This window comes from Demequina mangrovi (genome assembly GCF_000759715.1).
Lineage (GTDB): Bacteria > Actinomycetota > Actinomycetes > Actinomycetales > Demequinaceae > Demequina > Demequina mangrovi.
In genome coordinates this window covers 173743-197086 of sequence record NZ_BBLU01000002.1, presented here as the reverse complement: position 1 = coordinate 197086, position 23344 = coordinate 173743, and the positions used below count along the sequence as shown (strand labels likewise).

General features: G+C 72.0%; 24 protein-coding genes. 16 read left to right on the top strand and 8 right to left on the bottom strand.

Going from position 1 to position 23344, the window contains the following annotated elements; all coding sequences use genetic code 11:
* Nucleotide 1 precedes the first annotated feature (1 nt).
* The 4 genes from TR42_RS02800 to TR42_RS02785 all read right to left on the bottom strand — a co-directional run bounded on the left by TR42_RS02800 (nt 2) and on the right by TR42_RS02785 (nt 3299).
* Nucleotides 2-685, bottom strand: a complete 684-nt coding sequence (locus TR42_RS02800; RefSeq protein ID WP_052405529.1) for an EAL domain-containing protein — start codon at nt 683-685, stop codon at nt 2-4.
* An 84-nt stretch (nt 686-769) separates the two neighbouring features.
* On the bottom strand, nt 770-1030 hold the full coding sequence (rpsT, locus tag TR42_RS02795) for a 30S ribosomal protein S20 (RefSeq protein WP_042212820.1): 261 nt from the start codon (nt 1028-1030) through the stop codon (nt 770-772).
* 77 nt (nt 1031-1107) lie between these two features.
* Entirely contained in the window at nt 1108-1608 is a 501-nt protein-coding gene (locus TR42_RS02790) for a type II toxin-antitoxin system PemK/MazF family toxin (RefSeq protein ID WP_042212819.1), read from the bottom strand.
* A complete protein-coding gene (locus TR42_RS02785) occupies nt 1605-3299 on the bottom strand; it encodes a putative bifunctional diguanylate cyclase/phosphodiesterase (RefSeq protein ID WP_052405528.1) in 1695 nt (564 codons plus the stop codon). Before TR42_RS02785 ends, TR42_RS02790 begins: the two co-directional genes overlap by 4 nt.
* 167 nt (nt 3300-3466) lie before the next feature.
* On the opposite strand from TR42_RS02785, the gene lepA reads away from it, so the two are divergent.
* The 3 genes from lepA to TR42_RS02770 all read left to right on the top strand — a co-directional run bounded on the left by lepA (nt 3467) and on the right by TR42_RS02770 (nt 8835).
* A complete protein-coding gene (gene lepA / locus TR42_RS02780; protein WP_236623307.1) occupies nt 3467-5320 on the top strand; it encodes a translation elongation factor 4 in 1854 nt (617 codons plus the stop codon).
* 52 nt (nt 5321-5372) lie between these two features.
* On the top strand, nt 5373-6551 hold the full coding sequence (gene hemW / locus TR42_RS02775) for a radical SAM family heme chaperone HemW (protein WP_236623305.1): 1179 nt from the start codon (nt 5373-5375) through the stop codon (nt 6549-6551).
* Between the two features lie 151 nt (nt 6552-6702).
* Nucleotides 6703-8835 (top strand): acyltransferase family protein, encoded by a 2133-nt coding sequence (locus tag TR42_RS02770; protein ID WP_042212816.1) that lies wholly within the window; start codon nt 6703-6705, stop codon nt 8833-8835.
* Here the strand turns inward: TR42_RS02770 and TR42_RS02765 are convergent.
* The gene (locus TR42_RS02765; RefSeq protein ID WP_042212814.1) at nt 8825-9295 is read right to left on the bottom strand and encodes a DUF4870 domain-containing protein; all 471 of its coding nucleotides are present in this window, start codon (nt 9293-9295) and stop codon (nt 8825-8827) included. The genes TR42_RS02770 and TR42_RS02765 overlap by 11 nt on opposite strands.
* An 83-nt stretch (nt 9296-9378) precedes the next feature.
* Nucleotides 9379-9741: a DUF4870 domain-containing protein gene (locus tag TR42_RS02760; protein ID WP_042212812.1), complete on the bottom strand. Its 363-nt coding sequence runs from the start codon at nt 9739-9741 to the stop codon at nt 9379-9381.
* A 188-nt stretch (nt 9742-9929) separates the two neighbouring features.
* Here TR42_RS02760 and hrcA point away from each other — a divergent pair, with 188 nt between their 5' ends.
* From hrcA to era, 8 genes are read left to right on the top strand one after another with little or no spacing between them, the layout of a single operon-like run.
* On the top strand, nt 9930-10937 hold the full coding sequence (hrcA, locus tag TR42_RS02755; protein ID WP_042212811.1) for a heat-inducible transcriptional repressor HrcA: 1008 nt from the start codon (nt 9930-9932) through the stop codon (nt 10935-10937).
* Nucleotides 10938-12071 (top strand): molecular chaperone DnaJ, encoded by a 1134-nt coding sequence (gene dnaJ / locus TR42_RS02750; RefSeq protein ID WP_042212809.1) that lies wholly within the window; start codon nt 10938-10940, stop codon nt 12069-12071.
* 2 nt (nt 12072-12073) lie between these two features.
* Nucleotides 12074-12841 carry a 16S rRNA (uracil(1498)-N(3))-methyltransferase gene (locus tag TR42_RS02745; RefSeq protein WP_042212807.1) on the top strand — a complete coding sequence of 256 codons (768 nt, stop codon included), beginning with the start codon at nt 12074-12076 and terminating at the stop codon, nt 12839-12841.
* 38 nt (nt 12842-12879) lie between these two features.
* On the top strand, nt 12880-13224 hold the full coding sequence (locus TR42_RS02740; RefSeq protein WP_042212805.1) for a histidine triad nucleotide-binding protein: 345 nt from the start codon (nt 12880-12882) through the stop codon (nt 13222-13224).
* A 38-nt stretch (nt 13225-13262) separates the two neighbouring features.
* Nucleotides 13263-14291 carry a PhoH family protein gene (locus tag TR42_RS02735; RefSeq protein WP_081953145.1) on the top strand — a complete coding sequence of 343 codons (1029 nt, stop codon included), beginning with the start codon at nt 13263-13265 and terminating at the stop codon, nt 14289-14291.
* On the top strand, nt 14288-14737 hold the full coding sequence (gene ybeY, locus TR42_RS02730; RefSeq protein ID WP_042212801.1) for an rRNA maturation RNase YbeY: 450 nt from the start codon (nt 14288-14290) through the stop codon (nt 14735-14737). The genes TR42_RS02735 and ybeY overlap by 4 nt, the downstream gene beginning before the upstream one ends.
* Nucleotides 14734-16044, top strand: coding sequence for a hemolysin family protein (locus TR42_RS02725; RefSeq protein WP_052405527.1), 1311 nt, complete (start codon nt 14734-14736; stop codon nt 16042-16044). The genes ybeY and TR42_RS02725 overlap by 4 nt, the downstream gene beginning before the upstream one ends.
* Nucleotides 16037-16936 carry a GTPase Era gene (gene era, locus TR42_RS02720; protein ID WP_042212800.1) on the top strand — a complete coding sequence of 300 codons (900 nt, stop codon included), beginning with the start codon at nt 16037-16039 and terminating at the stop codon, nt 16934-16936. The genes TR42_RS02725 and era overlap by 8 nt, the downstream gene beginning before the upstream one ends.
* A gap of 96 nt (nt 16937-17032) precedes the next feature.
* Here era and TR42_RS02715 read toward each other — a convergent pair whose 3' ends face one another.
* Nucleotides 17033-18031 (bottom strand): AraC family transcriptional regulator, encoded by a 999-nt coding sequence (locus tag TR42_RS02715; RefSeq protein WP_042212798.1) that lies wholly within the window; start codon nt 18029-18031, stop codon nt 17033-17035.
* A 175-nt stretch (nt 18032-18206) separates the two neighbouring features.
* On the opposite strand from TR42_RS02715, the gene TR42_RS02710 reads away from it, so the two are divergent.
* The 3 genes from TR42_RS02710 (at nt 18207) to TR42_RS02700 (ending at nt 20414) form a co-directional block, all read left to right on the top strand.
* Nucleotides 18207-18647 carry a hypothetical protein gene (locus TR42_RS02710; protein ID WP_042212796.1) on the top strand — a complete coding sequence of 147 codons (441 nt, stop codon included), beginning with the start codon at nt 18207-18209 and terminating at the stop codon, nt 18645-18647.
* A 55-nt stretch (nt 18648-18702) separates the two neighbouring features.
* Complete coding sequence (locus TR42_RS02705; RefSeq protein WP_042212795.1) at nt 18703-19467, top strand: DUF4386 domain-containing protein; 765 nt, start codon at nt 18703-18705, stop codon at nt 19465-19467.
* Between the two features lie 95 nt (nt 19468-19562).
* Nucleotides 19563-20414: an NAD(P)-dependent alcohol dehydrogenase gene (locus TR42_RS02700; protein WP_201770765.1), complete on the top strand. Its 852-nt coding sequence runs from the start codon at nt 19563-19565 to the stop codon at nt 20412-20414.
* Nucleotides 20415-20538: 124 nt separating this feature from the next.
* Here the strand turns inward: TR42_RS02700 and TR42_RS02695 are convergent, their stop codons facing one another.
* Nucleotides 20539-20721 (bottom strand): hypothetical protein, encoded by a 183-nt coding sequence (locus TR42_RS02695; protein WP_042212793.1) that lies wholly within the window; start codon nt 20719-20721, stop codon nt 20539-20541.
* Between the two features lie 336 nt (nt 20722-21057).
* Between TR42_RS02695 and leuA the strand changes: the two genes are divergently transcribed.
* Nucleotides 21058-22797, top strand: coding sequence for a 2-isopropylmalate synthase (gene leuA / locus TR42_RS02690; RefSeq protein WP_042212791.1), 1740 nt, complete (start codon nt 21058-21060; stop codon nt 22795-22797).
* Nucleotides 22794-23315: a hypothetical protein gene (locus TR42_RS02685; protein WP_042212789.1), complete on the top strand. Its 522-nt coding sequence runs from the start codon at nt 22794-22796 to the stop codon at nt 23313-23315. The genes leuA and TR42_RS02685 overlap by 4 nt, the downstream gene beginning before the upstream one ends.
* The last annotated feature ends 29 nt before the right edge of the window (nt 23316-23344 follow it).

Here is a 23344-nt window from a genome sequence, read left to right as displayed (position 1 = left end):
CTCAGACGAGCGCGGGGGCGAGGTCGCGGTCGCCGCGATCGAAGGTGACGGCGCGCTCGAAGTGCCAACCCTGGTAGAGGTCGAAGCCCAGGCGGATGCACTCCGCGAGGATCGCATCGTCCTCGACCCGCTCGGCCACCAGCAGGGCGCCGTAGGCGCGCGCGGCGTCGACGAGGCCGGCGCCCACGCGGAGCAGGTCGCGCCAGTCGATCTTGACGTAGTCGGCGAGCGGCAGCAGGCGCATCTGGCACGACGAGCCCACGAAGTCGTCGATCGCGATGGCGAAGCCCTGCGCCTTGAGCGACGCGATCCGCTCGAGCAGCGCGGCGTCCACCTCGACGGACTCCACGATCTCGATCACCACCCGGCCCGGGTCGCACTCGCGCTCGACGGCCCTCGACAGCAGGTAGGTGCCGGTGAAGTTCACGAACGCGGGCAGGGGAGCGGTGATGTCGGGATGCCGGAAGAAGGTCGCCGCGATCACGTGCTCGGTCGCGCGGTCCTGGTCCTCGGCCGACCACCGGTCGACCGAGGTCGGCGCGGGGTGCTCCGCGCGGTAGAGGAGCTCGTGCCCGCGCGGATCGCCGTCGCGGGTGAAGATGCCCTGGCGCCCCACCAGCGCGCGCGGCGGCAGACCGGACGGGAGGGTGGTCTGCCACAGCTGCGGTGCCGCGTGAAGGTTCACATTTCCAAGACTATCCACGAACCCCCGATAAAGCACAAACGCCCCGATCGCTTGCGCGATGCGGGGCGTTCGTACGAGCGGTCGTCAGAGCGCGGCGACCTGCTTGGCCAGCGCCGACTTGCGGTTCGCGGCCTGGTTCTTGTGGATGACACCCTTCGACACGGCCTTGTCGAGCTTGACGGAGGCGGTCTTGAGGGCGGTCTCGGCGGTGGCCTTGTCGCCGGCGGCGATGGCCTCGCGCACCTTGCGCACGTTGGTCTTGAGCTCCGACTTGACGGCAACGTTGCGCAGGCGCGACTTCTCGTTGGTGCCGATGCGCTTGATCTTCGACTTGATGTTAGCCACAGCGATCCTTCTACGTTCAGGTGAAAACTTATGGGTGGGGCGCGAGCAGGCGCGCTCACACACGAACGGACATCATATCAGGGATGGCGGTCCTTGAGCGAACCGGCCACCTTCTCGAACGTCCTGCGGTCGAGGATCGCGCCCTCGCGTCGCACCCCCGCGGGGTCGACGCGCACGATCCGGTCGAGGCGGACCTCGCTCGGCCGACCACGAGAATCCCACGGACCGGAGCCGATGTCCATCCAGTACCGCCCCCAGCGGGCCTCCTGGGCGGCGTCGAGGTCATGATCCTTGCTCGTGAGCATGAGCGCGAGCAGCCAGCGACCGTCGCGGCCGATGAGCAGCACGGGGCGGTCCTTGCCCTGAGCGTGGTCCTCCTCGAACGGCACCCACGTCCACACGATCTCGCCCGGCTCGGGGTCGCCTCCCTTGGTCGGGGAGTAGCTCACGCGCGGGCGGCCGGTGAAGTCTCCGGGGTAGCGGGTCGCGACGGGGGCCGCGCCGCGGCCGGCCGCGGGGTGGGGCGTCGATCGGATCGCACGGACGATGCGCCGGATCAGGTCGACGAGGGAGCTCACCCAGCCGACGGTACCGGTCCGTCGTGCGTGCCCGCCATGAGAGCGGGGCCGCCGAGGTCGAGCTCGTCGGCGGGACGGGCGTGCCCGAAGAGGAAGCCCTGTCCCAGCTGCCAGCCGTGCTGACGAGCGATCGAGCGCTGGGCCTCCGACTCGACCCCCTCGATCACGCCCGACATGTGCAGGCTGCGGGTGAGCGTCGCGACCGTGGTGGAGATGCGGTCGCCCGTGCCGCGGTCGCCTAGGCGCAGCGTGAACTCGCGCGCGAGCTTGATGCCGGACACGGGGTTGAGCAGCACCGAGGACAGCGCGGAGTAGCCCGTCCCGAAGTCGTCGATGATGAGGTCGATGCCGAGCGCGGTGAGGCCGTCGAGGTCGGAGCGCGCCGCCTGGGTGGCGATGAGCATGCCGGACTCGGTGATCTCGAGGCCGAGCCGCGACGGGTCGATGCCCGTGGCGTCGAGCGCGGCCGTCACCACGCGGGTGAGGTCGGCGGAGCCGATCTGACGCGTCGACACGTTGACGAAGACGCGCCCGGTGTACTCCGGATGTGCGGCGATGAACTCGCACGCCTCGGTGATGACGAACGCGCCGAGCGGGACGACGAGGTTCGCCTCCTCGCAGATCTCGATGAACTCGTCGGGGAGCAGCAGCCCGCGGTTGGGGTGGTTCCATCGCACGAGCGCCTCGTACGCCACCACCTCGGCGGTGTCGAGCCGCACGATCGGCTGGTAGTGGACCACCAGCTCGCCCTCGCGGATCGCGGTGCGCAGCTCCGCCTCGATCGACAGCTTGTTGAGCGCGTGCGAGCGCAGCTCGGTGGTGAAGACCTCGACGCGGGCGCGGCCGCGCTGCTTCGCCGCGTACATCGCGGTGTCCGCGTTGCGCAGCAGGCTCTCGGCGCTGATCTCGGGCTCCGCGAGCGCGAGTCCGACGCTGACGGTGGGCACCACCTCGTGCCCGCTCACGGTGAACGGCACCTGGATGTCCGCGGCGAGGACGGTGAGGAAGGCCTCGGCGGCCTCCTGGGTGGGGATCGACTCGAGGATCACCACGAACTCGTCGCCGCCGAGCCTCGCGACGGTGTCGCCGGGCCGCACGGCGCCCTTGATGCGCCGCGCGATCTCCTGGAGCAGGGTGTCGCCGGCCTCGTGGCCCAGCGAGTCGTTGACGACCTTGAAGTGGTCGACGTCGAGGAACACGCAGGCGACCGTGTGCGCATCGGTGCGCCGCGCCTCGAGGGCGGCCTCGAGGCGGTCGAGCAGCAGCGTGCGGTTGGCGAGGCCGGTGAGGTGGTCGTACAGCGCGCGGCGCTCGAGCAGGTCCTTCGCGCGGCGGATCTCCGTGATGTCCTCGACGTGCGCGAGGTAGCGCTGCACGCCGTCCTCGCTCGTGACGGGGGAGACCGTCATGCGGGTCCACACCGCGTCGCCGCTGCGGTGGATCAGCCGCGTCTGGGCCTGGAAGTACGGCAGCTCGCCGCTGTCGAGCTGCCAGCGCAGCTCCTCGTCGCGCGGGATGTCGTCGGGGTGCGTGAGGTCGCGCAGCCGGTAGGTGCGCAGCGCGGCGACGGTCCTGCCGACGATGCGCGCGAAGGCGCCGTTGACGTCGAGCAGCGCGCCGTCGGGTCCCAGGACGACCATGCCGATCGGCGAGCCGTCGAACGCGGGGCGGAACATCTCCGACTCCGTCATCCGCGCTCCTCCCTCCATGTCGGGAGCGCGCACGCCGTGTGACGCTCCTCACACTGTATCGGCGCGTTCTCGGGATGCTGTAGGCCGGACGATCGCCTCGACTCACGTCCGTGTCGTGGGAGAATGGCCTGCACCCCCGTCGACAAACCCGAGGAACCGTCATCACCGTGTCTGCAGATCCCCGCATCGAGCCCGCCGCCACCGACCCGGCGCTCATCCGCAACTTCTGCATCATCGCGCACATCGACCACGGCAAGTCGACGCTCGCGGATCGCATGCTGCAGCTCACCGGCGTCGTCGAGGCGCGTCAGATGAAGGCGCAGTACCTCGACCGCATGGACATCGAGCGCGAGCGCGGCATCACCATCAAGTCGCAGGCCGTGCGCATGCCGTGGGCGGTCGACGACGAGCCCCACGCGCTCAACATGATCGACACCCCCGGCCACGTCGACTTCACGTACGAGGTCTCGCGCTCGCTCGCCGCATGCGAGGGCGCGATCCTGCTGGTCGACGCCGCGCAGGGCATCGAGGCGCAGACCCTCGCGAACCTCTACCTCGCGATGGAGAACGACCTCACCATCATCCCGGTGCTCAACAAGATCGACCTGCCGTCCGCCGACCCGGACCGCTACGCCGCGGAGCTCGCGCAGCTCATCGGCTGCGAGGTCGAGGACGTGCTGCGGGTCTCCGGCAAGACCGGCGCCGGCGTCCCCGAGCTGCTCGACCGCGTGGTGCGCGACATCCCCGCGCCCGTGGGCGACGCGGACGCCCCCACCCGCGCGATGATCTTCGACTCCGTGTACGACACCTACCGCGGCGTGGTCACCTACGTCCGCGTGGTCGACGGCTCGCTCAAGCCGCGCGAGAAGATCGCCATGATGTCGACCCTCGCGACGCACGACCTGCTCGAGATCGGCGTCATCAGCCCCGAGCCCAAGCCCACCAAGGGCCTCGGCGTGGGCGAGGTCGGCTACCTCATCACGGGCGTGAAGGACGTGCGCCAGTCCAAGGTCGGTGACACGGTCACCCTCGCGCATCGTCGCGCCGAGGAGTCCCTGGGCGGCTACCGCGACCCCAAGCCGATGGTCTACTCGGGCCTGTTCCCGCTCGACGGCTCCGACTTCCCGATCCTCCGCGACGCGCTCGACAAGCTCCAGCTCAACGACGCCTCGCTGGTCTACGAGCCCGAGAGCTCGGTCGCGCTCGGCTTCGGCTTCCGCTGCGGCTACCTCGGCCTGCTGCACCTCGAGATCGTCCGCGACCGCCTCGAGCGCGAGTTCGGCATCGACCTCATCTCGACCGCCCCCAACGTGGTCTACGAGGTCGAGATGGAGGACGGCAAGGTCCACACCGTCACCAACCCGTCGGAGTTCCCCGGCGGCAAGGTCGCCGCGGTCCGCGAGCCCGTGGTCAAGGCCTCGATCCTGGTGCCGAGCGAGTTCATCGGCACCGTCATGGAGCTGTGCCAGGAGCGTCGCGGCCAGATGGGCACCATGAACTACCTGTCCGACACCCGCGTCGAGATGCACTACACGCTGCCGCTCGCCGAGGTGGTCTTCGACTTCTTCGACCAGCTCAAGTCGCGCACGCGCGGCTACGGCTCGCTCGACTACGAGCCCGCGGGCGACCAGGTCGCGGACCTCGTCAAGGTGGACATCCTGCTCCAGGGCGAGCAGGTCGACGCCTTCAGCGCCGTGGTCCACAAGGACAAGGCCTACTCGTACGGCCTGTCGATGGTGTCGAAGCTCAAGGACCTCATCGACCGCCAGCAGTTCGAGGTGCCGGTCCAGGCCGCCATCGGCTCGCGCATCATCGCGCGCGAGACCATCCGTGCGATCCGCAAGGACGTGCTCGCCAAGTGCTACGGCGGAGACATCTCGCGCAAGCGCAAGCTGCTCGAGAAGCAGAAGGCCGGAAAGAAGCGCATGAAGAACATCGGCTCGGTCGAGGTGCCGCCCGAGGCGTTCATCGCGGCGCTGTCCACCTCCGACGACGGCTCGGACAAGGGCAAGAAGAAGTAGCATGCCTCCGTCCGAGGCGGCGGAATCGGCGCAGACCAGGCATGATGGCGTTATGGCCAACAGTGCTGGGATGAGGGACCTGGGCGTCTACATCCACGTCCCCTTCTGCGCCGTGCGCTGCGGCTACTGCGACTTCAACACCTACGCTCCGGGCGAGGTCGAGGGCGCGACCCGTGAGGGCTACGTCGAGGCGGCGCTGCAGGAGCTTGCGCTCGCGCGCGGCACGATGCGGGGCGACGCGCGCAGCGTCCGGACCGTGTTCTTCGGCGGCGGCACGCCGACGATGCTCGACTCGGCCGCGCTCATCGCGCTCCTCGACGGGGTGCGCGGGACCTGGGGCCTGAGCGCCGACGCGGAGGTCACCACCGAGGCGAACCCCGACTCGGTCACGCGGGAGTCGCTGCACGCGCTCGCCCGCGCGGGCTTCACGCGCGTGAGCTTCGGGATGCAGTCGGCCGTGCCTCATGTGCTCGCGACGCTCGACCGCACCCACAACCCGGCCAACGTCGAGCGCGCCGTCACGTGGGCGCGGGACGCGGGTCTCAAGGTGAGCCTCGACCTCATCTACGGCACGCCCGGCGAGTCGCTCGCCGACTGGCGCGCGAGCCTCGAGGCGGTGATCGCGCTCGAGCCCGACCACGTCAGCGCGTACGCGCTCGTCATCGAGCCCGGCACCCGCATGGGGGCGCAGCTCCGCCGCGGCGAGGTCGCGGCCACCGATCCGGACGTCCAGGCGGACATGTACGAGCTCGCCGACACCCTGCTGACCCAGGCGGGCTACTCCTGGTATGAGGTGTCGAACTGGGCGCGCGAGCCCGGCGACCGCTGCCGGCACAACCTCGCGTACTGGCGCAGCCAGGACTGGTGGGGCATCGGCCCCGGCGCGCACTCGTACCTGGGTCCGCACGTCGTCGACGGCGAGGAGGTCGCCGCGCGCCGCTGGTGGAACGTCAAGCACCCGCGCGCGTACGCGGCGAGGCTCGCGGCGGGGGAGAGCCCCGAGGCCGATGGCGAGGAGCTCAGCGCCGAAGACCTCCGGCTCGAGGAGGTCATGCTGCGGCTGCGGCTGCGCGACGGAGTGCCGGTCGAGAGCGTCGAGGGCCGCGCCGAGGCGGTCTCGCGGCTCATCGCCGACGAGCTGGTCGACGGCGCCGCGGCGCTGCGCGGCACCCTGCGGCTCACGCGCCGCGGACGGCTGCTCGCCGACCTCGTGGTGCGCAGCCTCACGTAGCGACGTCCCAGGTCCGTGCCCGGGTGCGCCCGCCACGCGGGCGAGCCGTGTCAATGGGTGCAGGAAACGCTCGTATCCTGAAGTGCCCTCATCCCCGACAGGAGCGGCGGCCCGTCCGGCCGCCGGCACGATCATCAGCACTCAGACACCTGTGCGCGCCCTCGCGCGCCCCGAGCAGCGGACGGACGCAGGACCCCGCCGCATCGCCGGGCTCGACGGTCTGCGTGCGATCGCCGTCATCCTCGCGGTGGGCTTCCACCTCGTGCCTGCCGCGCTGCCGGGCGGCTTCATCGGCGTCGACATGTTCTTCGTGCTCTCGGGCTTCCTCATCACCACGATCCTGCTGCGCGAGCACGCCGCGCGCGGCCGCCTGTCCCTGCGGACGTTCTGGATGCATCGCCTCCGGCGCCTGGGCCCGGCGCTCGTGCTCACGGTGGTGGGCACCACCGCGCTGGTCGGGCTCGCGATCACCGTGCTGCAGGTGCGCGGCCAGCCCGCGGCCGGATCCCTCTGGGGCGATCTCCTGGTCGGAGTCGGCGTGCAGCTCGGAGCGGCGGCGACGTTCACCAGCAACTGGGTGACGGTCGCGCTCGGCCAGGGGTACGCGACCTCGGCGACGCCGCGCCTCTTCGAGAATCTGTGGTCGCTCGCGGTCGAGGAGCAGTTCTACCTGCTGTGGCCGCTCGTCGTCATGGGTGTGCTCGCGTGGGGCGTCGCCGCGCGCCGGGCGGCCTGGGCGGCCGCGCTGCTCGCCGCCTGCTCGGCGGTGGCGATGGCGTTCGCCGCCGCCGGCGCCGACCCGACGCGCGCCTACATGGGCACCGACACCCATGCGTTCGGGCTCATGCTCGGCGCCGCCCTCGCGTTCGCGTGGCGTGGCGGCCAGGCGCGCAGGCCCACGGGCGCGACCCGCACCGCGGCGCTCGGCGCGGGTGCGGCAGGCGCGGCCGTGATCGCGGCGCTCGCGCTTCTCATGCCCTGGGACGCTCCGTGGACGTACCGCGGCGGGCTGCTCGCGGCCTCGGTGGCCGCGGCCGCGGTGATCGGGACGGTGCTCGCGGTGCCGGGCGTCGGACGCCGGCTCGACGCGGCGCCGCTGCGCTGGATCGGCGACCGTTCTTACGGGATCTACCTGTGGCACTGGCCGCTGCTCGTCATCGTCGCCGCGGCCGTGGATCAGGGTCCGCCCTCCTCGGCGTCGCCGCTCGCCGTCGTTCTCACCGCGGCGGCGACCGTCGCGATCGCGGCCGCGTCCTACCGCTGGATCGAGGCGCCCGTGCGGCGCCTCGGCTTCCGTGGGGCGTTCCGCGCCCTCGAGGCCTGGCTGCGCCCCGAGGTCGCGCAGGGCCGCGGGATCGACGCCACGCGTGCGCGGCGCGCGGCGCTCGCGGGCGGCGCGGCCGCCGCGACCGTGGCGCTGTCGACCTCGGCGGTGGCGTCCGCGCCTCATCAGACCGCGCTCGAGAGCCGGCTCGAGGCGGGCGCGAGCGTCGTCTCGGCCTCCGTCGCGTACGAAGCCGCGGTGTCCGAGCCTGAGGCGTTCGAGGCGGACGAGGCAGGCGAAGCGGGCGAGGGCACCGCGCCCTGGTTCGGTGGGCCGTTCGCGACCGGCGGGGCCGTCGAGCAGCCGCTCCCGCCGCGGGCCGGCGGCGCGCGTGATGAGACCGGCAGCGTGTCGGCGGCGAGCGAGGTCCGCGCGGTCGAGGCGGACGGCCCGATCCGTGACGTGGAGACGGTCGAGGAGGCGGCCGAGGAGGCAGCCCACGGCCCGTCCGAGGACGAGGCGCCCGCGCCCCGCAAGGTGCCGGCGGGCAAGGAGATCACGGTGGTCGGCGACTCGGTGACGCTCGGCTCGGCTCCGGCGCTCGCGGAGGCGCTGCCGGGCGTGGCGGTGGACGCCGAGGTCGGGCGCCAGTTCGCGGTCGGCGTCGACCGCATCGCCCAGCTCGCGCGTAAGGATCGCCTGCGCCCCTACGTGGTGGTCGCGCTCGGGACCAACGGAGCTGTGACGCCCGAGGAGATGGACCGGCTGCTGCGCGTGGTCGGCGACCGGACCGTGGTGCTGGTCACGCCGTACGGCGACCGCTCGTGGATGGCCGGCTCGCAGAAGCAGGTCCGCGCCGCCGCGAAGCGCCACGACAACGTGGTGCTCGCCGACTGGCAGCGCGCCGTCGAGGCGGATCCCGGGCTCCTCGGCCCCGATGGGATCCACCCCGACGACGAGGGGTCCGCGGTGTTCGCGACGGTGGTGAAGCGCGCGCTGCGCTCCGCCGTCAGCGGATGAACGGGATGGTCACCGGGATCGGGAAGTACTCGCCGCGGTTCGCCCGGACGCCCGCGATGATCGAGATGACGATCACGTAGATCGCGTAGACGATCATGAGCGGCACGGTGAAGATGAGGCCGACACCGAGGGTGAAGACGCCGATGAGGATCCCTCCGGCGAACACCACGAGCGAGGTGAGCTGCAGGTTGAGGTTCTGCCTGCCGTGGAAGTCGATGAGCGCGCTGCGCTCGCGGTAGATGAGCCACATCACCAGCGGCACCACGAAGGCGAGCGTGCCGGCGGAGAGGATGAGCGCTGCCGCGGCGAGGATGTGGACGAGCATCGCGATGGTGCGGGCCTGGGACTCGAGCATCGGCGCGGGCGGAGCGTAGGGCGGCGGCGTGGGCCCCGCGGAGGGCTGCTGCGGCGGGACCTGGGTGCCGCCTTCGGGCGTCTGGGGTGAGGTCGTGTCGTTCATGTCCCCAGGCTCCCAGGTACGACGAGGGCCCCGCATCCACCCGGAGGGGGAGCGGGGCCCTGATCTTGATCGGGGGAGGACCCCTACGAGACGAGGCGCAGCGTGAACGGGTAGCGGTAGCCCTGGCCCTTGCTCGCCGCCATCGCGCCCTGGATGCCGAAGACGAGCGCGATGACGAACACCGCGAGGTTGAGCAGCCAGCCGAAGAAGCCGAGCCCGATCTGGCCGAGGATGCTGGCCGCGAGGTAGCCGATGGTGACGAGGATGCCGAAGTTCAGCGCCTCCTTGCCCTCGGTGTCGATGAACGGGTTCCGGTCGCGTCCGATGAGCCACAGGATGAGCGGGACGAGGAAGCCGGTGAACACGGTCGCGTGCGCGACGGTGGCGAGCGTCGTATCGCTCGAGGCGCCGCTCGGGGAGGCCGGGGGAGTCGGGTTCTCGGTCATGGCACGTCCTTTCGTGGAGGTCGATGCGGGCCGCGGCTGGTGCGGCCCCTGCTTCGATCGTAGTGAGACATGCCTCGTAACGCCCAGGTCCCGGAGCGGATTCCCAAGGGCGCGCCGTGGGCTCGGCGGGGGCGTCCGCGCACCGCGATACGATTAGCACTCATCGAGCCCGAGTGCCAGGAGGGACCGTGAGCGAGGAACGTCGTCGCGCCGTGCTCCACGCGATCGTGGAGGGATACGTCGCCACCCACGAGCCCGTGGGCTCCAAGGCGCTCGCCGAGCAGCGCGAGCTGGGCGTCTCGTCGGCGACGATCCGCAACGACATGGCGATCCTCGAGGAGGAGGGGCTCATCGCGCAGCCCTACACCTCCGCCGGCCGCATCCCCACGGACAAGGGCTACCGCTCGTTCGTGGATCAGCTCGCGGCCTCCGCCCTCTCGGACGCGCATCGTCGCGCCATCGGCACCTTCCTGTCCGACGCGGTCGACCTCAACGACGTGGTCGAGCGCTCGGTGCGCCTGCTCAGCCAGCTCACCCGCCAGGTCGCGGTGGTGCAGTACCCGTCGCTGCGCGAGTCCTCGGTGCGGCGCATCGAGATCGTGCGCATGGGCGCCGAGCACGCCCTCGTGGTGGTGGTCTCCGCGGACGCGCGGGTCGAGCAGCAGAGCATCGCGCTCGGCGAGGCGACGTCGGACGATGCGTTCGAGAGGGCGGTGCGCGAGGTCAACGCGACCGCGCACGGGCTCAGCGGCGCGCGGCTCGAGGCCGCGCTGACGTTGTGGGCGCAGGCCCCGGACCAGGTACCGTGGGCCGGCGCCGTGGCCGATGTGGTGGTGGCCGCGACGCGCGGCGGCACCGTCGAGCGCGTGGTCTTCGCGGGGGCGTCGAACCTCGCACGTGCAGGCTCGGGCCTCGAGGCGACGACGATCGCCCCGGTGCTCGACGCGCTCGAGGAGCAGGTGGTGCTCCTCAGGCTGTTGCATGAGATGGCGGCCGAGGGGGACGATGTCACCGTCCGCATCGGCGCCGAGACGCATCACGAGGCGCTGTCGCGCACGTCGATCGTCGCCGCGGCGTACGGCCGTGACGCCGCGTCCCTCGTGGGCGCGCTCGGGCCGACCCGCATGGATTACCCAGGGACGATGGCCGCCGTGCGTGCCGTCGCCCGCTATCTGTCGAAAGTGGTGGAGCTCTAGGTGAAGGACTACTACGGCACGCTCGGCGTCTCCCGGGACGCCTCCGAGGCCGAGATCAAGAAGGCGTATCGCAAGCTCGCGCGCGAGCTGCACCCCGATGTCGCGGGGGCGGAGGGCGAGGAGCGCTTCAAGGAGGTCGCGGCCGCGTACGACGTGCTCGGCAACGCCGACAAGCGCGCGCAGTACGACCGCGGCGTCGACCCGCGCTCGGCCTCCGGCGGCGCCGGCGGCCCGCAGGGCTTCGGCTTCGAGGACATCTTCGAGACGTTCTTCGGCGGCGGCGCGGGTCCGTTCGGGCAGCAGCAGCGGGGCCCGGCGACGCGCACGCAGCGCGGCGGCGACACGCTCGTGCACACGGAGATCACGCTCGAGGAGGCCGTGTTCGGCGTCACCCGCGAGATCCAGGTGGACCTCGCGGACGTCTGCTCGACGTGCCACGGCTCGTGCTGCGCCCCGGGCACCCAGCCCACCGGCTGCCGCCAGTGCAACGGCTCGGGCTCGGTGCAGCGCGTCGCGCGCTCGCTGCTGGGCAACGTCATGACCACGGCGCCGTGCCCGACCTGCGGCGGCTACGGCTCGACCATCGAGACCCCGTGCACCGAGTGCTCGGGCCAGGGCCGCACGCACGCGCGGCACACGGTGAGCGTCGACATCCCGGCGGGCGTCGAGACCGGCACCCGCATCCGCATGACCGGCGTCGGCGACGCCGGCGTCGCGGGCGGGCAGAAGGGCGACCTCTACATCGAGATCCGCGAACGGGCGCACGCGGTGTTCGAGCGCCGCGGCTCCGACCTGCACTGCACCCTCGAGGTGCCGATGACCGCGGCCGCGCTCGGCACGGTGCTCTCCGTCGAGACCTTCGACGGTCAGCAGGAGGTCGACGTCCGCCCCGGCACGCACGCGGGCTCGACGGTGAGGCTCAAGGGCCTCGGCGTGGGGCGCCTGCAGCGCCAGGGGCGCGGCGACCTCTTCGTGCACCTCGACGTGGTGACCCCGACCGAGCTCACCGAGGAGCAGGAGGAGCTGCTGCGGCAGCTCGCCGCGCTGCGCGGCGAGGAGGCTCCCGAGGCACGTCTCGCCCCGCTCGGCGGCGGCGTGTTCTCGCGCCTCAAGGACGCGTTCAAGGGCCGCTAGGGGTGACCGCCCCGGTGTTCGTCGACCCGGCCGCCGCGACCGCGGCGGCCGGCGGCGTGCTCCGCGTCGAGGGCGACGAGGCGCGCCACGCCGTCACGGTCCAGCGCCGTCAGGCGGGCGAGCGCATCGACGTGGTCGACGGCGCGGGCGCTCGCGCGAGCGGCGTGCTCGTCGCCTCGGGCGATCGGTGGATGGAGGTCAGGATCGAGGCCGTGAGCCGCGACCTCGATCCCGACAGCACGCTGGTCCAGGCGCTCGCCAAGGGCGGCCGCGACGAGCAGGCGGTCGAGGCGGCGGTGGAGCTGGGCGTCACCCGCATCGTCCCGTGGGCGTCCGACCGCGCGATCGTGCAGTGGCGCGGACCCAAGGCGGCCAAGGGTCGCGAGAAGTGGTCCTCGCTCGCCCTCGCGGCGGCCAAGCAGAGCCGTCGCGCGCTCGTCCCGTCCGTGGACGATGCGGCGACCACCAAGCAGCTCGCGGCGCGCGTGCGCGAGGCGGTCGACGCCGGCGCGCGCGTGCTCGTGCTGCATGAGGCCGCGACCGCGGCGCTCGCCGACCTCGCATGGGCGGACCCCGACCAGCCGGTGTGGATGATCGTGGGGCCCGAGGGTGGCATCTCCGACGCGGAGCTCGACGCCCTGACCGCGGCCGGCGCCATCGCGGTGGTGCTCGGCCCGCACGTGCTGCGCGCCTCCTCGGCGGGCCCCGCGGCTCTTGCCGCGCTCGGCGCGCTGCGGGGGCACTGGTCCCGTCCGGGCGCGGCCTCCTGAGGCCACCCGGGTCCCCGAGCGGTCACTACGCTAGGGGGATGAGCACCACGGACTGCATCTTCTGCAAGATCATCGCGGGGGAGATCCCGTCGACGAGGGTCGTCGAGACGGACAACGTCGTCGCGTTCCGCGACATCTCGCCCAAGGCCCCCGTCCACGTCCTCGTGGCCCCGCGCACGCACGTGCCGAACGTCGCCGCCGCGGCGCGCGAGATCCCCGAGGTGCTCGCGGAGATGGCAGTCGTGGCCCAGCAGATCGCGGACGCCGAGTGCGACGGCGAGTACCGCCTCATCTTCAACACCGGTGAGAAGGCCGGGCAGACGGTCTTCCACGTGCACGGCCACGTGCTCGGCGGCGCGACCCTCGGCTGGGACCCCGCGTGAGCGTCACCCGGGTGGTCGTGGTCGACGACGCGGTGCGCATGCCCGAGCTGCTGGGCTCCGGCGACGGCGTGCTGCGCGAGGTGGAGAAGGCGTTCCCCGCGGTCGACATCCTGGTGCGCGGCAACCGCATCACGCTCACGGGCGACGAGGACGACGTGGCCGCGGCGACGGGCGCGGTCGAGGAGCTGCGCGACGTGCTCGGCGCGGGCGTGCCGCTGACGCCGGACGTGGCCCGCGAGTCCGTGCGGATGCTGCGCGCGACCGGCGCCTCGGCGAGCGCGGCCGGGGACGGTGCCGGCGCATCGTCCACCGCGACCGCGGAGCGTCCCGCGGGCGTGCTGAGCCGGTCGATCCTGTCGACCCGCGGCCGCACCATCCGCCCCAAGACCCAGGGCCAGGCCGCGTACGTGCATGCGATCGAGTCCCACACCATCACGTTCGGCATCGGCCCCGCGGGCACCGGCAAGACGTACCTCGCGATGGCGCAGGCCGTCGCGGCGCTGCAGAGCAAGCGGGTCAACCGCATCGTCCTCACGCGCCCCGCGGTCGAGGCGGGCGAGCGGCTCGGCTTCCTGCCCGGATCGCTCAGCGAGAAGATCGACCCGTACCTGCGGCCGCTCTACGACGCGCTGCACGACATGGTGGACCCCGAGTCGATCCCCAAGCTCATGGAGGCGGGGACCATCGAGGTGGCGCCGCTGGCCTACATGCGCGGCCGCACGCTCAACGACGCGTTCGTCATCCTCGACGAGGCGCAGAACACCACACGCGAGCAGATGAAGATGTTCCTCACCCGCCTGGGCTTCGGCACCACGATGGTGGTGACGGGCGACGTCACGCAGGTGGACCTCCCCGGCGGCACCCGGTCGGGCCTGCGCGCGGCCTCCGAGATCCTCTCCGGGGTCGAGGACATCGCGTTCTGCCACCTCAACGCCGACGACGTGGTGCGCCACCGCCTGGTGAGCGACATCATCACCGCGTACGCCAAGAACGACGAGAGCGACGCGGCGCGCGGCCCGCGCCCGACGGGGCAGCGACGCCGCTTCGAGCGGGAGGAGCAGCGATGATCGAGGTCAACAACGAGACCGACGCGACGGTCGACGAGGTCGAGTTCGCGGAGCTCGCGCGCTACGTGCTCGGCGAGATGCACGTCGCGGACGGCGCGGAGCTCGCGATCATGTTCGTCGACGAGGAGGCGATGGAGCAGCTCCACCTCCAGTGGATGGACGAGCCCGGCGCCACCGACGTGCTGAGCTTCCCCATGGACGAGCTGCGCCCGGGCACCCCCGACGAGCCGACACCCCCGGGCCTGCTGGGCGACATCGTGGTGTGCCCGTCGGTCGCGGCGCGCCAGGCCGCCACCGCGGGCCACTCGGCCGAGGAGGAGATGCTGCTCCTCACCACTCACGGGATCCTGCACCTCCTCGGGTACGACCACGTCGAGCCGGAGGAGGAGAAGGAGATGTTCGCGCTCCAGCGCAACCTGCTCCTCACCTTCCTCGCGAACCGATGACGTCGACCGCGATCACCCTGCTGGTCGTCGTCCTCGCGGCGGGCCTCGCGGGGGCGGCGGTGCTGCACGCGCTCGTCGCGGCCTTCGAGCAGATCCCCTACGCGGACGAGCGCCGCATCGCGGAGCAGCTCCGGCCCGACGGGCGGCCGACCCGTGCGGCACGTCTTGCGGCGCTGCCCGATCACGCGGACAACGCCGTGTCGGTGGGCTACGCGGTGCTGGAGGCCGTCGCGCTGGTGGCGTGGACCGCGCTCGCGCTCGAGATCGGCGACGCCGCCGGCTGGGAGCGCGAGGTCACGCTGATCTTCGCGTGGGCGGTGGCGGGGTTCTTCTCGCTCGTCATCGTGCGCGCCTGGCCGCGCGCGGCGGCGCGCCGCGCCCCCGAGGCCGCGGTGCGCGCGCTCGCGCCGCTGTCGTGGAGCCTCGTGCGCCTCACCACCCCCATCCGCGCGGTGGTGCCGCAGCTGCGCATCCGTGAGCTGTCGGAGCCCGAGGACCTGGTCGAGCAGGCCGGCGACGCGCTCGAGGAGGAGGACGCGGAGCTCCTGCGCTCGGTGGTCAGCCTCGGCGACACGCTCACGCGCGAGGTCATGGTGCCGCGCACCGACATGGTCACCATCCAGGCGGGCACACCGGCGCGCAAGGCGATGGTGCTGTTCATGCGCTCGGGCTTCTCGCGCGTGCCCGTGATCCGCGACGGCGTCGACGACATCGTCGGCGTCCTGTACCTCAAGGACGTGGTGCGGGCGACGTGGGACCACCCGGCGCGGCTCGAGGAGCCCATCGACTCCCTGGTGCGCGAGCCCGAGTTCATCCCCGAGTCCGTCCCGGCGGACGACCTCCTGCGCCGCATGCAGGACGAGGTGTTCCACATGGCCGTGGTGGTCGACGAGTTCGGCGGCGTCGCGGGCGTGGTCACCATCGAGGACGCGCTCGAGGAGATCGTCGGCGAGGTGGTCGACGAGCACGACCGCTCGACGCCCGAGATCGAGGACCTGGGCGAGGGGCGCTATCGGGTGCCCGCGCGGTGCGGGCTGGACGAGCTCGCGGAGCTGTTCGACGTCGAGATCGACGACGAGGACGTGGAGACCGTCGCGGGCCTGCTCGCGAAGGCGCTCGGGAAGGTGCCGATCCCCGGCTCGCGGGTGACCGTGCACGGGATCGAGCTGCTCGCCGAGCGCGCCGAGGGACGCAGGCGCACGCTGGTGTCCGTGATAGCGACGCGCTCGCCCGAGGCCGATGCCGGCACGGGCGAGCACGAGACCGTGCCGCGCAGGCGCGGACGGAAGGATGACGACGATGAGTGAGCACCGGTCGGGCTTCGCGGCCTTCGTGGGACGCCCCAACGCGGGCAAGTCGACCCTGATGAACGCCCTCGTGGGGGAGAAGGTCGCGATCATGTCGTCGCGGCCGCAGACCACGCGCCGCGCGATCCGCGGGATCGTCAACCGCGACGACGCGCAGTTGTGCATCGTCGACACCCCCGGGCTGCATCGTCCCCGCACGCTGCTGGGGGAGCGGCTCAACGACCTCGTGCGCGAGACGCTCGCCGAGGTCGACGTCATCGGCTTCTGCCTGCCGGCCGACGAGAAGGTGGGCCCGGGCGACAAGTGGATCGCGCGCGAGCTCGCCGAGACGCGCGCGCCCGTGGTGGCGATCGTCACCAAGGTGGACAAGGTGCCGCGCGAGCGCGTGGCCGAGCACCTGCTCGACGTGTCGCAGCTGGGGGACTGGGCGGAGATCGTGCCGGTGAGCTCGGTCAAGGACATCCAGGTCGACGTGCTGCTCGACGTGCTCGCCGCCCGCCTGCCCGTGGGGCCGCCGCTCTACCCCGAGGGCCACCTCACGGACGAGCCCGAGGACGTCCGGGTCGCGGAGCTCATCCGCGAGGCCGCGCTCGAGGGCGTCCGGGACGAGCTCCCGCACTCGATCGCCGTGGTGATCGAGGAGATGGTCGAGCCCGACTCCGAGGACGCGCACCGACCGGTGCTGGAGATCCGCGCGCACGTGTTCGTGGAGCGCGACTCGCAGAAGGGCATCATCATCGGCAAGGGCGGCTCGCGGCTCAAGGAGGTCGGCGCGACGGCGCGGGCCGGGATCGAGCACCTGCTGGGCCGGAAGGTCTACCTCGACCTGCACGTCAAGGTCGCGAAGGACTGGCAGCGCGACCCCAAGCAGCTGGGGCGCCTCGGCTTCTGACCCGCCATCGATTCCCCATGACACAGGTGAACCGTGGTGCTGCTGAGGCCAGGGAGGCCGCCGCATCGTCCCCTCGCACCCCATGAGTCACATGCTTCATGGGGAATCGCGCGAGCTGCGGTAGGCCATCGGCGTGAGGCCCGTGTGCGCCTTGAACGCCCGTGAGAACGCGCTCTGGTCGGAGAACCCGGTGAGGAAGGCGATCTCGCCCAGGGAGCTCGGGGTCTGGGTGAGGAGCGCCTCGGCGGCGTCGAGCTGCGCGGCGCGGGCGATGCTTCGGAACGACAGCTCCTCCTCGGCGAGGCGCCGATGCAGGGTCCGCTCGCTCATCCCGAGGCGCAGCGCGACCTGTGCGCGGCGCGGCACGCCGTCGGGAAGGGCGTCGGTCACCGCGGCGTAGATCCGTGATTCGAGCGACTGGTCCTCGGTCGTGCGCTTGAGCTGGTCGAGCTCGGCGAGCAGGTAGGCCGAGAGCCCCTCGTCGGCGTGCGTCGTGGGGGTGCGCAGCGCCGCGGGCGCGAACGCGATCGCGTTCGCCTCGCCGTCGAAGCGGACGGGGCAACCGAAGAAGGCCTCGTGATCCGCGACCGAGGCGGGCCCCGCGTGGCGGAACGTCACGCTCTCGGGTGCGAGGTGCACGCCGGTGATCCCTCGCAGCACCGACACCACCGCCGCGAGGGCGCACTCGTTGGCGAGCTGCGCGCCGCGCCGATGGCTGGGCCGTGACATGACGAGCGTCGGGCGCTCGCCTCGTCGCAGCTCGTACTCGAGCGTGTCGCTCAGCACCAGGATGTAGCGGACGAGGCGCTGCAGCGCGCCCTGCGCCGTCGGCGCTGTCTTGAGTCCGAGGCCGAGCGCCCCGAGGTCGTCGGGACGCAGGAGCGAGGCGTAGCGCAACGGCAGGTCATCGTCGCCGTGCGCCGTCACCCGCTCGAGGAGGTCGTAGTAGGCCTCCGAGTCGACGGCCTCCTTGGCCGCGTCGAGCGGCGCCGCGGTGGGGGCGAGCCCCACGCTCTCGAGGAGCGACTCCGTGCGCTCGGGACCGCGCGACGCGTCGACGATGCGCCGGATCACCGGCCCGCCCACGACGCTCATCCGCACCTCCCCGCCCGTGCCAGCAGGGTAGTCCGCGCCTTTCGGCGGTCGGAAGACCCCAGGTACCTCGCCGGTGGCCGCAGATGTCAAGAAGTCGGCCGAGATGCGCAAGACCGGGCCGGTGCCGCCTTCATACGTTGGCCGTGCCGTCGCAGGGACGGCAGGGGAGGACATCATGAGCTTCAGCGAGAAGAGCGCGTGGGCCGTCATCGGGGCCCTCGCGCTCGCGTACGGCGGCTACCTCGTCGCGGTGGCGGGCCGGATCCGGGACAGCGGCGTCGACGGCGCCGCGTACGCGGATGCCGCGGTCGGGGCGGCCGTCGCGACGGTGGCGCTGCTCGCGGCGGCGCACGCCGTCATCGCCGCGACGGGCCGAGCCGCGACGGCTTGCCGGGCCACCGGCGCGCCGGTGGCAGCCGCCGCCACGGCGTCTGTCGGTCGCAGCCCGTCCATGACGATCCTCGCCGCCGGGGCGGTCGTCGCGATCGCCCTCATCGTGACCGGAGCGCAAACCTTCTGGACCGCGAACGTCCTCATCGCCGCGCTGGTGGCAGGCGAGATCGCCGCCGCCGCGGCCCGCATCACCCAGACGCGCGCGGCGGCCCGCCGTGCGTGACAACGCAACACAGGAACCGCGGCGCGCAGCCCATGCGCCGCACAGGGGAGGAATCATGTCAACGACGCAGACCATCGAGAAGCCCGCCAGCGGCACGGCCACCAGGCTCCGCCGCCTCACCCGGATCGCCGGGGTGCTGTACCTCGCGATCTTCATCCTCTACCCGCTGTCCACGGGGCTCCGGAGCTCCCTCGTGGTGCCGGACGACGCGACCGCGACCGCGGAGGCCATCCGCGGCAGCGAGGGTCTGTTCCGCCTCGGGATGGCGGGGGAGGCGTCCATCTTCCTCATCGAGATCGGGCTCGCCGCGGTGCTCTACGGCCTGTTCCGCCCCGTCAGCCGCGCAGGGTCCTTCGCCGGGGCGCTCGCGCGGGTGTCCGAGGGGGTCGTGATGGCCGCGGGCAACGTCTTCACCAGCATCGCGACGCTGGTCGCGCTCGGAGGCGCCGGCTACCTCGCCGCGTACCCGCCCGATCAGCTCGACGCCCTCGCGCTGTTCTTCCAGGAGGCCAACGACTCGATCATCCTGGTGTGGGGCCTTTTCTTCGCCCTGTCGCTGATGATCACCGGGTGGCTCGCGTACCGATCGGGCTTCATCCCGAGGCTGCCGGGCGTGCTGCTCGCGCTGGCCGGAGTCGGATACCTCCTTCAGAGCTTCGGCGTCCTCATCGCCCCCGGGCTCGCGGGCCCGCTCGAGATCGTGGTGATGGTGCTCGCCATCCCGGGCGAGCTGGTCTTCGCGCTGTGGCTGCTGATCAAGGGCGTCGACACCGACGCATGGACGCGTCGCGCGTCCGAGTCCGCCGGCGGTGCGCTGTGACCGGCCGCGGCGGGCAGCGCACGGCGGTGGGCGGGACGATGCGGGCGGTCGTCACGAGGCGCCCGGGCTCGGCCGCGGGGCTCGAGGTGCGAGAGGTGCCTGTGCCGGTCCCGGCCTCCGACGAGGTCCTGGTGCGGGTGCACGCCACCTCGGTCACCCGCGGCGACGTGGTCCTGCGCAAGATGCCGGGGCTCGTCATCCGGGCCTTCGGCGAGAGGCCCAAGAAGGTCCTCGGCCATGACTTCGCGGGCGTCGTCGTCGCGGTCGGCGATGAGGCGCTCGGGTTCGCACCCGGGTCGCGGGTGATGGGCACGACCTCGGGCACCGCGCACGGCGCGCACGCCGAGCTGCTCGCCGTACCGGCCGAGGGGATGATCGTCGAGATCCCCGGCGAGGCGTCCTTCGCGGAGGCGGCGCCGGTGCCGGTCGGGGCGATGACCGCACTGCACCTTCTCTCCGAGGCCGGCGTCGGCAAGGGGCAGCGCGTGCTGGTGAACGGGGCATCCGGCAGCGTCGGGAGCTACGCGGTGCAGATCGCGAAGGCCCGCGGCGCGCGGGTCACCGCGGTCTGTTCCGGCCGCAACGCGGACCTGGTCCGCGGGCTCGGGGCGGAGGAGGTCGTCGACTACACCACCGCCGACGTGACGGCGCTCGGGCGTCGGTTCGACATCGTCCTCGACGCGGTCGGAACGCTCCGGAAGCGCGCGGCGCGCGCCCTGCTCGCGGACGGCGGGGCGTACGCGACCACGCGCTCCCGCCGGGACGAGACGCTGGCCGAGCTCATGGAGGTCCGCGACCTGCTCGCCTCGGGCGCGTTGCACGCCGTCGTCGACCGCGTCTACGACCTCGAGGACGTGCCGGCCGCCCACGCGCGTGTCGAGGGAGGGCACAAGCGCGGCAACGTGCTCGTCCGCGTGCGTGCGGAGGACGAGGTGGGCCTGGCGTGACCCGCGCTCCGGTGCGCGGGCGACAGATGGAGAGCAGAACGATCCTGCAGGCGGGCCGGGAGCGGCGCGCCTGCAGGATCGTTGGCTTCTGCTCCGGCTGTGGGGCGGCCGGAGCGGCGTCGCGTCAGCCGATCGAGGACAGGATCTTGAGCGCCTGAGCGAGCAGCAGGACGAACCCGCCGCTGCTGAGCAGCACGATGCCGAGCACCGTCGGGACGGCCCACCAGGGGTGCTCCTTGTTGGCGCTCTTCGACGGCGCCTCGGGTGTGCTCTCGGTGGTGAGGACGGCGGGGACGGTGGCGGTCATGTGGGTGCTCCTCGTGAGTCTCGTACTTAGTACCATTCGCAACCCCTACCGTAGTCGTACTTAGTACGAACGCGCAAGGCGTGCGCCGGATCCCGCGCGGTCCGACGCGCGGGACAGGGCCGCTGCGCTCTCGGAGAGGGGTGGCGACGCGCATGCGGGAAGAGGGCGTTCCGCGCGCGGGCCGTGCCCACCGCTCGCGAGGGCGCGCTATGGTGGCCGTATGCGTGCACGCTCGCTGCTTATCTGCCGCGACGAGGCCTAACCAGGTCGGTCCCTCGTCGCGGCTCTTCGCCTGCCGACCGAGGACCCAGGAAGCGCAAGCAGCGAGGAATCACCATGAGCCACTACACCGGCGGCGCCCAGACGGCGTCCCCCATGCCCATCCGCAAGTACGCCCCGTTCCACGAGCAGATCCAGGTGGACCTGCCGGACCGCACCTGGCCCGGTGCGCGCATCGAGAAGGCGCCGCGCTGGTGCGCGGTCGACCTGCGCGACGGCAACCAGGCCCTCATCGAGCCGATGAACGCCGAGCGCAAGATGCGCATGTTCGAGCTCCTGGTCCGCATGGGCTACAAGGAGATCGAGGTCGGCTTCCCGTCGGCGAGCCAGACCGACTTCGACTTCGTGCGCCAGCTCATCGAGGAGGAGAAGATCCCCGATGACGTCACCATCCAGGTGCTGACGCAGGCCCGCGAGCACCTGATCGAGCGCACCTACGAGTCGCTCAAGGGCGCCAAGCAGGCGATCGTCCACCTCTACAACTCGACGTCGATCCTCCAGCGCGAGGTCGTGTTCCGCGCCGACGAGGACGAGGTGCTCGACATCGCGACCCGCGGCGCGATGCTGTGCCAGAAGTTCGAGGAGACCATCCCGGACACGAAGGTCTTCTACGAGTACAGCCCCGAGTCCTACACGGGCACCGAGCTCGCGTACGCGGTCCGCGTCTGCAACGCCGTGCTCGACGTCTGGAAGCCCACGCCCGATCGCAAGGTCATCATCAACCTGCCCGCCACGGTCGAGATGGCGACGCCCAACGTGTACGCCGACTCGATCGAGTGGATGAGCCGCAACCTCGCGTACCGCGAGAGCGTGGTCCTGTCGCTGCACCCGCACAACGACCGGGGCACGGCCATCGCTGCCGCGGAGCTCGGCTACATGGCCGGCGCCGATCGCATCGAGGGCTGCCTCTTCGGCAACGGAGAGCGCACCGGCAACGTCGATCTGGTGACGCTGGGGATGAACCTGTTCAGCCAGGGCATCGACCCGGAGATCGACTTCTCGGACATCGACGCGATCCGTCGCACGGTCGAGTACTGCAACCAGCTCGACGTGCATCCGCGCCACCCGTGGGGCGGCGACCTGGTCTTCACCGCGTTCTCGGGCTCGCACCAGGACGCGATCAAGAAGGGCCTCGAGGCCATGTCCGCGAAGGCCGACAAGCAGGGCGTCGGCGTCGACGACCTCCTGTGGGCGGTCCCGTACCTGCCTATCGACCCCAAGGACGTGGGCCGCTCCTACGAGGCGGTCATCCGCGTCAACTCGCAGTCTGGCAAGGGCGGCGTCGCGTACCTGCTCAAGACGGAGCGCAATCTCGACCTGCCGCGCCGTCTCCAGATCGAGTTCTCCCGCGTGGTCCAGCGCGAGGCCGACGCCTCCGGCGTCGAGATGACCGCGGACCGCCTGTGGCGCATCTTCGAGGACGAGTACCTTCCCGCGATGGACCCCGAGCGCAAGTGGGGCCGCTTCTCGCTGATCGGCACGCGCGCGACGTCCTCGGACGCGGGTCCCGACACGCTCGCGGCCGACATCACCGACAGCGGCGAGGCCGTGACGGTCGAGGGCTCAGGCAACGGCCCGGTCGCGGCCTTCGTCGCCGCGCTCGGCATGCGCGGGGTCAAGGTCGAGGTGCTCGACTACCACGAGCACGCGATGAGCGGGGGAGGGGACGCGGTCGCGGCCGCGTACGTCGAGTGCCAGATCGACGACGAGATCCTGTGGGGCGTCGGCATCGACCCGTCGATCACCACCGCCACGCTCAAGGCCATCATCTCCGCCGTCAACCGCGAGGGCCGTTGAGGCGCGCGGCGGCCGCCGTCGGGGCCCTCGGGCTCGCGGCGGCGCTCGCCGGCTGCGGCACGTCGGTCCCCGACACCGCGCTGCCGGACCTCTCGGGGCTGGGCCTCGCGACGGTCGCGTGCGACGACACGGTCCAGCTCGCCGGCATCGAGGAGCAGGCGGGCGAGGGTGCCGCGGTGGAGTGCTGGTCCGGCGCGCGCGACGGCTCCTACGTCGAGACCGCCGATGCGGTCCTCGCGCTGCTGCTGTCCGAGAACGAGAGCGGCGAGGACATCAGCACGGCCCTGTGCTGGGAGGACACGCTCTCGGACACCGAGGCGAGCGCGTGCCGCGCGATCCTCGTCGGCGACACCGAGGACGGGGCGATCGTGTCCGCGGTGGTCGCGCTCGAGGACCCCGCGACCGTGGTCGGCGCGATCTCCGACGATCCGAGCGAGGACGAGGTGTCCGAGGCTCTCGGCGGCGCCGCGCTCGAGGTGCTCGTCTTCAGCGAGCCCGCGTCCGCCGAGACCGGCTGACGCGCGCCTACCGCACGAAGCCTCGACGC